13 protein-coding genes are annotated in these 14,647 nt (G+C 33.4%); 9 read left to right on the top strand and 4 right to left on the bottom strand.

Annotated features, from left to right (window positions below; genetic code table 11):
* The first annotated feature begins 126 nt into the window (after positions 1–126).
* On the top strand, positions 127–354 hold the full coding sequence (locus T335_RS21400; protein WP_156943737.1) for a hypothetical protein: 228 nt from the start codon (positions 127–129) through the stop codon (positions 352–354).
* Between the two features lie 33 nt (positions 355–387).
* Positions 388–1,101, top strand: coding sequence for a YaaA family protein (locus T335_RS0119340; RefSeq protein WP_026478992.1), 714 nt, complete (start codon positions 388–390; stop codon positions 1,099–1,101).
* A 36-nt stretch (positions 1,102–1,137) separates the two neighbouring features.
* Here T335_RS0119340 and msrB read toward each other — a convergent pair whose 3' ends face one another.
* Together msrB and T335_RS0119330 are read right to left on the bottom strand one after the other, a co-directional pair.
* Positions 1,138–1,608, bottom strand: a complete 471-nt coding sequence (gene msrB, locus T335_RS0119335; RefSeq protein ID WP_051569430.1) for a peptide-methionine (R)-S-oxide reductase MsrB — start codon at positions 1,606–1,608, stop codon at positions 1,138–1,140.
* Between the two features lie 80 nt (positions 1,609–1,688).
* On the bottom strand, positions 1,689–2,534 hold the full coding sequence (locus tag T335_RS0119330; protein ID WP_026478990.1) for an aminotransferase class IV: 846 nt from the start codon (positions 2,532–2,534) through the stop codon (positions 1,689–1,691).
* Between the two features lie 142 nt (positions 2,535–2,676).
* On the opposite strand from T335_RS0119330, the gene T335_RS21830 reads away from it, so the two are divergent.
* The 5 genes from T335_RS21830 to T335_RS21390 all read left to right on the top strand — a co-directional run bounded on the left by T335_RS21830 (position 2,677) and on the right by T335_RS21390 (position 11,250).
* Positions 2,677–3,030, top strand: a complete 354-nt coding sequence (locus T335_RS21830) for a flagellar protein FlaG (protein WP_051569429.1) — start codon at positions 2,677–2,679, stop codon at positions 3,028–3,030.
* Between the two features lie 62 nt (positions 3,031–3,092).
* A complete protein-coding gene (gene fliD / locus T335_RS0119320; RefSeq protein ID WP_026478989.1) occupies positions 3,093–4,640 on the top strand; it encodes a flagellar filament capping protein FliD in 1,548 nt (515 codons plus the stop codon).
* Between the two features lie 23 nt (positions 4,641–4,663).
* A complete protein-coding gene (gene fliS / locus T335_RS0119315) occupies positions 4,664–5,044 on the top strand; it encodes a flagellar export chaperone FliS (RefSeq protein WP_207640701.1) in 381 nt (126 codons plus the stop codon).
* Positions 5,045–5,046: 2 nt separating this feature from the next.
* Positions 5,047–5,541 carry a flagellar export chaperone FlgN gene (flgN, locus tag T335_RS0119310; protein WP_026478987.1) on the top strand — a complete coding sequence of 165 codons (495 nt, stop codon included), beginning with the start codon at positions 5,047–5,049 and terminating at the stop codon, positions 5,539–5,541.
* A 663-nt stretch (positions 5,542–6,204) separates the two neighbouring features.
* On the top strand, positions 6,205–11,250 hold the full coding sequence (locus T335_RS21390; protein ID WP_051569428.1) for a bacterial Ig-like domain-containing protein: 5,046 nt from the start codon (positions 6,205–6,207) through the stop codon (positions 11,248–11,250).
* Positions 11,251–11,430: 180 nt separating this feature from the next.
* On the opposite strand, the gene T335_RS22440 is transcribed toward T335_RS21390, so the two are convergent.
* Positions 11,431–11,604, bottom strand: a complete 174-nt coding sequence (locus tag T335_RS22440; protein WP_156943735.1) for a hypothetical protein — start codon at positions 11,602–11,604, stop codon at positions 11,431–11,433.
* A 36-nt stretch (positions 11,605–11,640) separates the two neighbouring features.
* Complete coding sequence (locus tag T335_RS0119295; RefSeq protein WP_026478986.1) at positions 11,641–12,042, bottom strand: hypothetical protein; 402 nt, start codon at positions 12,040–12,042, stop codon at positions 11,641–11,643.
* Between the two features lie 1,134 nt (positions 12,043–13,176).
* Between T335_RS0119295 and hpf the strand changes: the two genes are divergently transcribed.
* Both hpf and T335_RS0119285 read left to right on the top strand, forming a co-directional pair.
* Positions 13,177–13,710, top strand: a complete 534-nt coding sequence (gene hpf / locus T335_RS0119290) for a ribosome hibernation-promoting factor, HPF/YfiA family (protein ID WP_026478985.1) — start codon at positions 13,177–13,179, stop codon at positions 13,708–13,710.
* A 227-nt stretch (positions 13,711–13,937) separates the two neighbouring features.
* Positions 13,938–14,543, top strand: a complete 606-nt coding sequence (locus T335_RS0119285) for a DUF5317 domain-containing protein (RefSeq protein WP_026478984.1) — start codon at positions 13,938–13,940, stop codon at positions 14,541–14,543.
* Positions 14,544–14,647: the final 104 nt, after the last annotated feature.

The following is a 14,647-nucleotide window of genomic DNA, read 5'->3' as shown; positions in this document are numbered from 1 at the left end:
TAGTTTTAATGATTAAGGTCCCAACTGAAGACCACCAGTTGGGCCTTTTATAATTTTCAATACAAATATAAAAAATATGGTATAATTTGTAGTATAATGAAGAAAAACTAATGGGAGTTGATTATGGTGACCAAAACTTTAGAAAATTGTATTGTGTGTGGTAAGCTATTCAGAAGTAATGAAGGAGTCATTTGTCAATCCTGTTTAGAAGATAAAGAGAGCCCCTATCAAAAAGTTAAAGATTACCTATTCTTTCATAGAGGTGCTAGTGTCTTTGAAGTTTCTGAGGCTACAGGGGTAGAGGTTAAATTAATATTAAAATACTTAAAAGAGGGTAGGATCACAGTACTCTAAATAATTTTATTAAGGGCTTTAGGAGGACGACCTATGAAAATCATCATTTCACCAAGTAAAACTCAAAACTTTTCAAACTCTTTTAATAATAAAGAAGCTAACAAACCAACCTTCATTAATGAAAGTCATAGATTAATAGAGGAAATACTAAAGTTTACTATAGAGGATCTAGGAAGGATCATGAGTTTGAAAGAACCTCTCCTTACATTAACCTATGAAAGCTACAGACACTTTCATAAAGCAAAAGAAAATCATTGTATAGCCAGTTACACTGGTATGGTGTTTAAAGAAATTCAGCTGGATGATTACGATGAAGAAGAAGTTGAGTTCATGAAAAATCATTTAAGAATACTATCGGCTTTGTATGGGCTTTTAAAGCCATTAGATGGAATTAAACCCTATAGGTTAGATATGAAAATGAAGGTTATAGAAGGAGGTTTATATCAGTTTTGGCAAGATAAAATTACTGAAGAATTAAAAAAGGAGGACTTAATTATAAATTTAGCCTCCGGTGAATTTAGTAAGATGGTAAAGCTACCTATGGTCACCATCGATTTTAAAGAAAAACAATCTAATAATACCTATAAAGTAGTTGCAAGTTATGCTAAAAAAGCTAGAGGTAAAATGGTGAATTACTTAATTAAAAATAAAATTACATCCATAGAAAATCTAATAGGTTATCAATTGGATGGATATCAATACAATCCCAAGTTATCTAAATCTGACCTAATCATTTTTAGTAGGTAAAGGTAGGTAAAGGTTACAAAGTATCATAATGTTGATTTATTTAAAAAGTTGTAGATACTCGCCATAGCCTTCTTCTATTAAGTCGTTAATGGGAATAAACCTTAAGGAAGCGCCATTAATACAATATCTCACACCACCTTTATCAGGGGGACCATCATTAAAAACATGCCCAAGGTGAGAGTCACCGTGCTTACTTTTTACTTCTGTTCTAATCATCCCATGGCTCAAATCTCTTCGATTAACAAGGTTTTCTTTTTCAAGAGGTTTAGTGAAACTAGGCCAGCCACATCCGGCATCATATTTATCTAAAGAGCTAAATAAGGGTTCGCCAGTAACTATATCAACATAAATACCTGCTTCATTATTAAGGTTATATTCGCTAGAGTAGGGTTTTTCAGTTGCACACTCTTGGGTAACCTTGTATTGAAGAGGTGTTAGTTTCTTAGCTATTTCTTCTTTTGTAGGTTTGATGTAATGTTGTTTTTCTGATCTTTCTTCCCTTTTCATAAAAAACCTCCTTATCGTTATTCCTATATAATTTAACCACATAAAAATTAAAATATGATTTGTCATGTAAATAAAGCTACTTACTGTTGATACCCATTTATGTATTGCAAGATCAGTTCATCATAAGCCTTCATTAACTTTAGAATAATAGGGTTATTGGCAGAACCATATTTACTTTCATCTATTTGAGAGATGGGTAAAACCTTAGGTGAAGTTCCTGTTAAAAAGATACCATCAGCTCCTTTTAAAAGTTCTGTCGAGATTTTTTTCTCATTAACAATAATTTCAAGATTTTTACATAAGTTAATTACTCTTGAACGGGTGATACCAATAAGTACATCAGATGCAGATGCAGTATAAAGACTGTTTTCTTTTACAATAAAAATATTCGAACGACTTCCTTCAGTTATTTCATTGTTTTCGTTAACTAAAATTGCTTCGTAGGCTTCATGTTTAGAAATGGTAGTGTTAATTCTATCTCGTTGTGATTGAACAATGGTCTTAATATTAGGGTTATGTCTTACATCTGAATATAAAATTGATTTAACACCTTCTTGGTATTGAGAGACCGTGGGATAGCTGCTAGAAATAAAAAATAGATAAAGGTTAGGTAAATCGGAGGTTAAGTTATTAATAATAATTTTGATGTTTTGATCAGGGGTATTATTTAATTCAATCAATTGTTGGACTTGTGTTTTCAGTAGATGGACATCAGCTCTATATGTTTCGCCTGATAATTTTATTGAAGTATTTAACCTTTCTAAGTGCTCTTCTAAAAATAATGGTACACCATTCATCACTCTGATAACTTCATATATAGAAGAACCATTGGTAGCCTCTAATTGAAAGTCAGAGGTTTTAAGTATTTTACCATCTTTAAGAAAATAATTTAGCTTTGCATCATTATTTAAAGTTCTATTACCCATTGTTTATACCTCCATTAAGTTATTGTGCCTCTATCTATTATTGTATCACTAATTAGAATTCCATATAAATAGCATTAAACTTTTTTTATTTTTTACCGATATAATTAGTAGAGGAAAATTGAATATACAGGAGGGAGCCTGAATGAAAATTGATGGTATACAAGGGGGAAATAATTATCCGATTCAAACCAGTGGTATAGGGCAAGGAAGCCAAAAACAACCAATGGTTACAGGTCAAGGACAAGAAAAGCAAGCTAATGAGAGGCAGTTCTCAGAAGAAAAGGTGATCAAGGCTGTAGAGAAGGCCAATAAGAGCTTTGAACCCTTTGATAGAAGGTTTGAAATTTCTATCCATGAAAAAACAAAAAATATTATGGTAAAAGTAATTGATTCAGCTAGAGATGAAGTAATTAGGGAAATTCCATCAGAAAAATTATTAGATATGGTTGCCCATATGTTAGAGGTAGCGGGTATTTTAGTGGATCAAAGGGTATAAAGATTTGTTACATATTTGTTTAATTTTATTGATATTTAACTAAGAAATAATGGGGTGATGTAATGAGAATAGGTGGACTTGCATCAGGTATGGATACTGAGCAAATGGTCAGAGACTTGATGAGAGCAGAACGTATGAGAATGAATAAGTTTTTAAGGCAAGAGCAAACCTTGAAATGGCGTCAAGAAAGCTATAATGACGTAAACCGAGTTATGGCGAATTTTATCTTAAATACTAGAAAGGATTTTGGCATAACTCAAATTTCGCCAAATGGTACATTAAGGCAGAATGCCACTAACAATTTAAATTGGATTAAGGCAGCTAACTCTAGTAATGAAGCCATTGTGTCGGCTACAGCTAGAGGAGATGCCATGAACGGGAATCATACGGTTGAAGTTAAACAACTGGCCAACAATGCTGCTTTTACAAGTGATAATTTAATTACCAGCGGTATTCTTAAGGCGGATTCAACTTTCAATGAAGAGTTTACTATAACTATACAGAATAAGAACGGTACAAGTAAAGAGATAACAGCCCTCGAAGGAGAATCTATTTCAACTTTTGTAAATCGAATAAATAATTCTGTTATTGATGGTACTGAAAAAAGTATGGGTCTACGAGCTGCATTTGATATTAATTTAGGTCAATTAATGATTAGAAATCGAGATACTGGAGAGGATACGATAGTTGTTAATGGACTGAATGGTTCAACTGTAGAGGGGACAAATGCAGAGATTGAATTTAATGGAACAACTTTAGTTAGACCGACTAATAACTTTACTGTGTTTGGTATCGAATTAAATTTAAGATCTGCTGAGGTAGATACACTTGTCAATATCCATGTAGATACCAATGTTGATGGTATATTTAATCAAATAAAATCCTTTGTTGACAGCTATAATAGTATGCTTGATACACTGAATGGGAAAGTTAATGAGAACCAATATAGAAGCTTCCAGCCTTTAACTCAAGAAGAAAAGGATACTATGTCCGATAAAGATATTGAGTTATGGGAGGAAAGAGCCAAAAGTGGGCTATTGAGAAATGATGAAGTCCTTATACGAACTGTACAAAATCTTAGAGGGGACTTATATAAAACAGTAGATGCTTCTGGTGTATATAAACATATAACCGAAATAGGAATTACAACTGGAAATTATAGAGATGGTGGTAAACTAGTTATTAATGAAGATAAATTAAGAGAAGCCATAAGCAATGACCCAGAAGGGGTAATGGATCTCTTCTTTAAAGCCCCTGCTTCAGATAAGACTGGGCAGGATAGAGTTAATGATTCTGGTTTAGTTCAAAGGTTATACGATGGTTTAGTAACGGGAATGAAGGACGTTGTAAGACGTTCAGGTACAGGGGATGATGCATCTCTTTTAAGAAGTGTTCAAAGCAATATTTTAATTGATTTTGTTACTTCCCATAGCTCCATCAGCGTACTAGATAAAGACTTAATGAATCTTAATACTCGTATCGTAAGAGAAGAGCGTATATTAACTCAAAGGGAAGATAGATACTGGCGACAGTTTTCAGCAATGGAAAAGGCATTAGGCCAAATGCAACAGCAAAGCAACTGGTTATATGCACAAATGTTTGGTGGTTAGGTAAAACTGAGGAGGAAATAGTTATGGCAATGCAAAATCCCTATAGTCAATATAAAGAAAACAGCATAAAAACAGCAAGTCCTCAAGAATTAACGTTAATGCTCTATAATGGAGCTTTAAAGTTTATTAATCAAGGAAAGTTATTTATCGAACAGAAGAATTTTGCTAGTGCCAATGAGGCTCTAAAACGTGCGCAAGATGTTATTACAGAATTAAATATCACTCTAGACATGAACTATGAAATTTCCCAAAATTTAAGAGGGCTATACACCTACTTATTAGATCAAGTGATTGAAGCTAATATTACAAAAAATATAGCTCCTTTAGATGAGGCGGCAAGTATGGTAACGGAGCTTAGGGACACGTGGAAAGAAGCCATGAAGTTGGCTAAATTGGGGAAATAGATATGGAAGTAAAAGTAGAAGAACTTGTAGATTATTTAATTAGGGTTAGTGAAGGGAAGCTACAACTAGTAAAAAAATTGCTGGATCTAACGATACAACAAAGGGACGCCCTTAAGGCAGTTGAGGACGATGATATTGATATATTAAATAATCTTATACAAGGGAAACAAGAAACCATGAACAAGATTGATATTTTAGATCAGGAGTTTCTTGGAAAGTTTATAAAAGTAAAAGAAATACTTGGAATTGAAAACTTCGCCGATCTTAAAGAGGAACCCATAGCAGGAGTAAAGATCTTAAAGGAAAAAATTCAAGAAATCATGGTGGTAACTGAGGAAATCAGTAGTGTTGATAAAGAAAACACCATGAAGGCTCAGGAAAACTTAGATGAAATAAAGAAACAGTTGAAGTTGGTTAAAATAGGTAAGAAGACTAACCACGGTTACGGTAAAAAATTTACTGAAAATACATCTATACTCATTGATAAGAAAAAGTAAATGAGGTATAATATAATGTATGCATGAAGGTCTGTGGTTGTAAGTCCATGCCAGTCGCAGGCAAAAGGACCCACGTAAGATAACAAAAAATGTGTTATTGATCATGGTGCGGCTTAGATGTAAGACCTGCCGGTAAAACCGAGAGAGGTAGTAGTGAAGGCAACCCCGAGCCAACCCTCCAGCAGGCGAGTGTGGGGGCAAAAACCAGGTCAGCTTCATGGAACTTAAATAGTCTTTGATATCATATCAAAGACTATTTTTTCTTTTTAAAAAATTAATTGAAAATTTCAAAATGAAAGTTTACAATCTAATTTAAATATTATATAATGAAACCCATAGTGAAGATTAAAAATTCAGATATTTTTTTAGTGCAATTTGTTAACGTGTGCAATGCAGAACACTAGCATTTGGTTGTGAGAATATCAAAGCTGAAGAGTGTTAAAAAGCGAGTGTAAACGAGTGTAGAAAACTTCTTAATCAGCTGTATTTTTCATCATTAAATGTTAACGTTTGCAGGATATTTTTTTTCGTAAAAATGTTAACGTTTGCATAGTGGAGGTGAGTTGAAGCAGTAGAGATGTAGCTAGGCAAAGGATCCTCAGTGGGGATAGGGGGTCTTGAGAAATTCAATGATTAAAAGAATTTTATGGGGAGGTCTAAAGAATGAAACTAAGGCGTTTTTTAGCAATGATGTTAACATTAACTTTATTACTGACTACCATCAACATATCTGGGTTTGCAGCCGTTGATGAAGCTTTTCAAGGAATGATTAATCTTAAAGAAGATAGTAACTGGCAGGGAAGTGTTTTTGGAGATGTTGGTGGACAAGATAAAATCGTTAAAGAAAACTTCGAGATTACTGAAAATCAAGATGATACGGTAATGATTAAAACAGCTAATAATAGAGGGAAATTAGCAGGTGAGTCTGAAGGGATTGCTTATTATTTTAGAGAAGCCCCCACTGATGTAAACTTCACCATTAGTGCAACTGTTCATGTAGATACTTGGACAGCTAACAATCAAGTAAGTTTTGGAATTATGCTAAGGGATGAGGTCTTAATTAACGAGCATACAGGTAACGTTAATTTTGGCTCCTATGTTGCAGTAGGTGCTGTTGGCCAAGAGATGCGTGCTTTTTATAAAGATAATACGACAGGTAGTGGAATAAAAGTTGATTATGACCCATTTGCTAATGTTGTGCAACCAACCGTGGGAAGAACTTATGACCTAAGTATTCAAAAAATGGGAGACCTATTAATATTGTCAGTCGATGGTGAAACAGAAATTATTAATACAACTACATATCAAGGAGAAAACAACTACGTCGGCTTGTTTGCTTCTAGAAACACGACGGTAACCTTCAGTAATATAGAATTAAACATAGAAGGTCAAATCGAATTAGGAGATTGGAAGGATAGTTTCTTTGGAGACAATGGTGGAGATGCAGTTATATTAGACCCGAATAACTACGGGTTTACACAAAATCCTGATGGCTCTATGACAATAAAAGTTGCTAACAATAGAGGTAAGATAGCAGGAGAAACAGAAGGGATCGCTTATTACTTTAAAGAAATACCTGCGGATGTAAATTTTGAAATCAAGACTAGAGCTAAAGTAGATGCCTGGACAGGCAATAATCAAGTGGCTTTTGGTTTGATGTTGAGAAGTAACGTTTTAGATTACCAAAACTTGGGTAGCTTTACTGGAGATTATGTAGCAGTGGGTGCGCTAGACCAAGTGATGAAGGGCTTTTATAAATATGCTGGATCTGGTATTCAAAAAGCAGATCATTTATTTAGTGATGCAATAAACCCTGCAGCAGGTCAAGAATATGATTTGAGCCTTCAGAAATCTGGTGACTTATATGTATTAAAGGTGGGTGATGAAACACAAATTCTTCAAGACTATACGGGAGAAATAAACTATGCAGGACTGTTTGTTTCTAGAAATGCTACAGTGACCTTCAGTGATTTTGAAATAATTGTAGATAATAGAAAAATTGAAGAATTAAATGTTGACTATAGTGGAATGAAGACCGATTATTTAGTGGGCGAAAGTCTAGATTTATCTGGTCTATTAATCACTGCATTATATGATGACGGTAGTGAAGCGTTAATTGATCCATCGGATGTTATCGTAACTGGCTTTAATAGTAGTGAAGTAGGCAGTAATAGAATTACAATTAATTATAGTGGGGTAACAGTTACAATTGATCTGCAAATTGTACCATTGACTGTTTCTGAGTTAAGTATTAAATATCTACCAGCCAAAACTGATTATTATAAGCTAGATGTCTTTAATCCATTAGGAATGGTTGTTTTAGCTAACTATAATAATGGTTATACAATAGAAGAAATATCTAGTGATGATTACACAATATTAATTAATAATCAGCCATCAACATTAGAAAACCCATATGTATTCACTACAGAGGGAGAGATGACAGTAGTAATTGAAGCTGCCAATGGAGTAACTACAGATTTTAAAGTTAATGTTAAGGCAGCAAATTTAGAGAGTCTTGAGATCAGACAAAACCCAGAAGTAATGCAATACTTCATAGGTGACGAGTTAGATTTAGATGGTATCGTTGTCTATGCTAAATATGATGATGGTTCTGAAGTTAGATTAACTAGAGACGAGTTTGAAGTAACAGGCTTTGACTCTACTATAGCTTCAGACATAGAACTAACAATCACCCATAAAGGGATAGAGATTAAGCTTACTGTGAATGTAAAGGTTAAAGATTCTCAAGGGATTGAAGTTACTAACTATCCAAAAACAACCTATTTTATAGGGGATTCTTTTGATAACAGCGGGTTAGTTGTTTCAGAGGTATTTGATAATGGTGATCGTACACCAGTAAGTGGATACCAGATGGATACTAGTCACTTCGATAGTAGCCAACCAGGAGTATACGAGATTTTAATCACTTATGGAGATGATACAACTACGTTAAGGGTTACAGTAAGGGAAAAGGTTGAATATCAATGGAACAAAGTGATATTTGGACAGTCAATTAGTTCTTCAAGAAACTTTATTAATGAAAGAAACGACCATATAGAAATTATTGCCTTAGAAGGTGGTGGGAAAGTTACTGGAGACCACGACGGTATTTCCTTCTATTATATTGAATTAGATGCGGAAGAAGATAATTTTACCCTATCAGCAGACATTAAGGTGGTTGACTATGCTAAACCTAACCACGATGGACAAGAGTCTTTTGGGATTATGGCAAGAGACGCAATAGATGGTCATTTAAAATCTGATGTTTTCTCAAGCAATATAGCTGCTATTGGGGGTTATAGTGGTGGAACTAGAAACCCTAACGGTACGCAACTATTTGCAAGAACCGGGGTACTGGGGTCAGATGGTGAAGGTGGTAAGGGTATTAAAGCCGTAATGCTTCAAGAAGGTAGACCTACAGCTTCTATTACATACCCTGTTCAAAATTACAGATTAACGCTATCAAAAACCAATAGTGGTTTTACAGGTAAGATTAATGATGGGGCTGAAGCTATCATTTTTGAACCTGAAATATTAAAGGTTCAAGATGGAAAGATGTATGTTGGTTTCTATTCGGCAAGATTAGCTACAATAGAAGTTTATAATATTGAGCTAGATGTTACTGCTGCGGCTACCGATGCGCAAAAGGTAGAACCTCCAAAAGAGCCGGTTGTACCAGGTGTAAGATTTGAGTCTCTTGGTAGATACTCGTTAGAGAACTATAATGTGATGATAGACGCAAATGTTGATGGGACAGTTTCGGTTAGACAAGGAAGCACGACAATTGTTTCAAATGTAGCAGTTAATGGTGGAGAAATTCTTTCAATACCAACAACTATTACTAAAAATAGTACAACTAATTTTAGCTTGACCTTTATACCCGATGATACACAGTTATTAACCTCATATGATGTTATCGTTAGAAACTTTACAGTTGATATGAGAACTTATCAAGAGGGTGGAGATATTTATGTGTCGCCAACAGGAACACCAAGTGGCGATGGATCGAGACAAAACCCACTAGATCTTGATACAGCAATCGATTTTGTAATGCCTGGGCAAAGGATTGTTGTATTAGATGGTCATTACTTAAGAAATAAACCATTAGAAATAAAGAAATATAACGATGGTACTGCCGATGCAAGGAAATACTTAGTTGCAGAAGAAGGAACAAGACCAGTTATTGACTTTGATCAAAGGTCAGAGGGAGTAATTCATAGTGGCCACTATTGGCATGTTAAGGGGTTGGACTTTGCTAGGTCTGCAGGAAACACTAAAGGTTATACCGTGGGAGGTAGTTATAACATTATTGAGCTGGTTACCCTTTACGAGCATGGTGATACAGGCTTGCAAATAAGCCGTACAGATACTACAGAAAATGACCCAGCAAAATGGCCTTCTTATAACCTTATATTAAATAGTACATCCTTTAATAATAGTGATCCGTCACAAAACAATGCCGATGGTTTTGCTGCTAAACTTACCTCAGGTGAAGGAAATATATTTGATGGATGTATCGCCTATAATAATATTGATGATGGTTGGGACTTGTATGCTAAGGTAGGGACAGGGGCAATTGGAGCCGTTACCATTAGAAACAGTATCGCCTATAATAACGGATTTTTAAAAGGGCAAGCACCAGGGGCAGGAGACGGTAATGGATTTAAGCTAGGTGGAGAGGGGATTCATGTACCCCATGTAATTGAAAATAGTGTAGCTTTTGGAAACGTTGCTGATGGATTCTCGAGTAATAGTAACCCTGCAGTAATCGTTAGGGGTGAAAATATTGCACTAAATAATACAACTAACTTAAATTTATACACTTATTCCAACATAACACCAGATTTTCAGTTAGATGGATTTGTTTCATTCCACTACAATAACCCAAGGGCAGTTAGGGATAGATTACCTGCTAGTCAAGAAGCTCAATTAAGATCAGATTCTAACTTCTTATTTGATGGATCTAAATCTGTCAATGCATCAGGTAGTGAATTAACCACAAGTCATTTTAGTAATCTTGTGATGCCAGAAGAGATTAATCGATTAGCTGACGGAAGCATCGATTGGAGTTTCTTAGTTTATGACCCTACTGGTTCTCAAACACCAATTTTACCTGAAGAGCCTAGTAACCCTACAGATCCAATTGAAATGCCAGAAGGTGCAATTACAGATGGAACAGTAAGACCTGATGCTAAAATGACTAGAGAAGAGGTCTTAACATTAATCTTTAAGTTAGTTATAAAGGAAGATGAAGGAACTAAAAACACTAATACTATCTTTACTGATGTTGACCCTAATTCATGGTCAGCCGAAGCAATTCTTTATTTCCTAGATCACGGATTAGTAAATGGATATCAAGATGGTAGTTTCAGACCTAAAGATCAAATTACTAGAGCCGAATTTATTACAATTTTGGCTAACTTTATTCCAGTTGATGCTCCTGCTGTTTCTAGTCGAGTTTTACAGGATACTAATGATAGCTGGGCAAAGGAATCAATTGAAAGGGCAGTAGCAGCGGGATGGATACAAGGATACCCAGATGGTACCTTTAGACCAAATGAAGCAATTAGCCGTGCCGAAGTAATTGTAATCATGAACAGAGTTTTAGGTAGAGTACCAAGCCAAAGTGAGTTGCAAGATGCAGGTTTCTCAGATTTACCAGAAACCCACTGGGCATATGAAGACATATTAGAAGCAACTAGATAAAAAAAGACTATTGGCGGCATAAATATGGTGTTGAACTGGAACTGATGCCGCCTTTAATCTATATTCCTTTGTTATTGAAAAGTAGATAAATGTGTATAATTGCATACAAAAAAATATTGGAGCCAACACTCCAATATTTTTTTACTTAATTTATACTTTTTACTTTATTTATTTTTTTAATTACTTTATATTTTTTTTAGAACTTTTATAAGTCGTTACTATCTCCTTTTCTTGTTCTTTTTCTTTTTCTTGTTTTTTAACTTCTTCATTAGCTTTTTTAACTAAAAATGCAGAACCTATGCAGAAACCAATAAAAACCAGTAAAACAGCTATCACATCTAATTGTAGTTCCATTGATTAACCCTCCTAATATTATACGATTAGCTACATTTAAACCGAATATTTAATATTGAGGGAAATCTTATACTTACTGGTATTTTGTCTTGGTATAAGTAATCTTTCAAGAAATAAAAACAGCTTTGAAATGTGGAGATATTGGTAAGTTGCATATCTATTATCAAGGATAAAATAATGATTATAAACGATACCAAGTTCAGATGGATTAGTAACCCTATTTAATATGCTAAAGTAATCCTTACTTCTGGATGCCTGTTCGAAAACTAAATCTTCTGTTGGGTATTGTGGAGCTAAAATTTGTGGAAGATCTAAGTTATTAATGTTGTACTGAATATTGGACATTTCAATTGTAGTAAAGAAATTCAGTAATATTACTGCAAAGATAATGTAAATAACAAATATTTTTGATTGATTTTTATGCATTAAATAAGACATTTGCCTCTATGCTCCCATCGTAATATATGATTAGATCTTACTTCATAATAACATATAACTGAGGGTTAGTTAAGTTAAACTATTTTGCTTATAATTGGTATTTATAGGTATCTAAAAAAAATAATAACAAATATGCAGTTTACCCTATTTTTCTTCCTAATTAAACACTAGAATTTGCTAATTATTTGAATAAATTTAATTTAGCCCAGTAAACATCAGTAAAAGATTATTTATTTACATAATGGGTATACATAAATGTTGAAGAGGTTTTCAACGGGTTATACACATCCTATACACACCCTTGTCCTATTGAAAAATAAGTTATCAACAAAACTATACACATTATCCACAGGTAGACTATAAACATATACACAACGGAAAATTAGATTATCCACAAGAAAAATGTCGAAGAAAATTGAAAATTCAATAGATTGGAGGATAAATGTCTATAGGTATTTTAGCCCACTTTTGTATAGAATTTTGGTAGCAAATTATTCTTCTTACTCTTTTATAATGCCTTTACAGGAATAATTTGGTCTTTTAAAAGAGGAAAAGGAATATAATAATAACCATAGTATTTAACTTTTCTTTCATGTGGAAAGACTAATATCTTTGTAATTAAAAAACACTAAACAGTGAAAGTGTATTTTGGGAAATATAAATGAGGAAATTGCATAACACTATAAATCTGAATTTATATTCCGTCTATGCAAATATGAAAGCTAAGTCGTGCATTGTGAAATGAGTAACTTCCTTAATAAAATAATATAGTACTCATTGAACACTAAACAGCGAAGTTTTCATTTTGCATTAATATAAACTTAATATTAATTATGCAATTTCCTCAAATATAAAATTAATTAAGCAATCAATTTATAATATGATTAAGTCTTGTGTTAAACATTGTCTTAAACATAATTTGATAAAAATAGGGCTGAAAGACATTAAAAGGCTTACATATTTAATCCCATAGGGGAGGAATATAAAAAGTGTACAACCTTTTGTTTAAAGGACAAATATAGGGGTAAAAAATGGATAACAATTTAAATTAATCCAAAGCAATATTTAACTAGTTATTTTTAAACTGATAAAATCGTCAGTTTAAAACTTATAGAAGTGAAGGGAGCTGAACATATGAGAGTAATTGTCAGTGGAAAAAATATTGATGTGACAGATGCATTAAGGGACCAAATCGAATCAAAAATGATTAAGCTAGAAAAGTTCTTTAATCAGGAAGTGGAGGCTAAAGCTACCCTATCAGTACAAAAAGCAAGGCAAAAAATAGAAGTGACTATTCCTATAAACGGTACTATTTTGAGAGCCGAAGAAGCCACTGAGGATATGTATTCTTCTATTGATAAAGTAGTTGATAAACTAACAAGACAGTTAAGAAAGCATAAAACAAAAATGGAAAATCGTAAAGTCAGCTATGAAACAATAAGGTTTGAGAATATTCCTTTACCCCAAAAAGATGAAGAAGAACTAGACTCCAAAATAGTGAAGACAAAACGCTTCGCCATCAAGCCGATGACTTCTGAAGAAGCAGTGCTACAAATGGAGCTAGTAGGCCATAACTTCTTTGTTTATACTAACGCAGATACTGAAGAAGTAAATGTTGTATATAAAAGAAAAGATGGAAACTATGGGTTAATTGAGCCAGAGTTTTAAAAAATAATCAAAATGACAAAAAATAGCAGTCCTTAAAGGGGCTGCTTTTCTAATGCACAATAAAAAATTACCTAAAATGAGTTGTTACTTATTTTTACTTCTTTAATTAAATGGAGAATCAATAGATCTACCTCAAATATTAAAAATCTATTAAAAGGAAGGAAATTGAAAAAGAATAGAGAAACTTATAATAAAGGTAAAAATAATGTTTAAAAGGAGTAGATAATATGATATTTGAAGCATTATTGCTGGGAATAATAATCGGTAAAATTAGAGGTGGTCAGATTAAACGACTAGGATATCTAACCTTGCGATTTCCTTTTATGGTGGTGTTATCCTTTTTAATTATGCTTACTACTTCTATTATGATCTCATTGGGTCATGAAACCTTTATTCAATTTAAAATGCTTCTATATATTATTGCCTATTGTCTTCTCTTTTTTGTTTTATTTTTAAACCTACATAATCGATCACTTTGGTTTATCTTAATTGGTGCTATCTTAAACTTTGCAGCCATTGTTTTAAACCAGGGAAGAATGCCCATCGATTTAATTCTTTTAGAAGAAGCAGGATTTTTAAATATGCTTCAATCCATTAACATAGGAGCCTTACCCAACTATATTCCAATGGCAGAAGCAGAGGCCATTACTACTTATTTAGGGAAACGCTTTGTTACACCTAGTATATATCCTTTAAAACAAATTTTCTCTGTAGGTGATATCTTTATTGCTTTAGGTTTAACAATTTATGTACAAGCCATTATGCAGTCTAAATTACATCGAAAAGCAGTAGGTGTAATTCGTTTTGATCATCATGGGCAAATAAGAAGATAACTTATAGAAATCTACTTGTATTATTAATAATTTATGGTGGATTATGATAAAATAAGCTATAGTGGTATACATATGCTTATTGATTTAATGATTTGTTATTGTTA

Source organism: Alkaliphilus transvaalensis ATCC 700919 (genome assembly GCF_000621485.1).
Lineage (GTDB): Bacteria > Bacillota > Clostridia > Peptostreptococcales > Natronincolaceae > Alkaliphilus > Alkaliphilus transvaalensis.
This window is presented reverse-complemented; position numbering and strand designations above follow the sequence as displayed.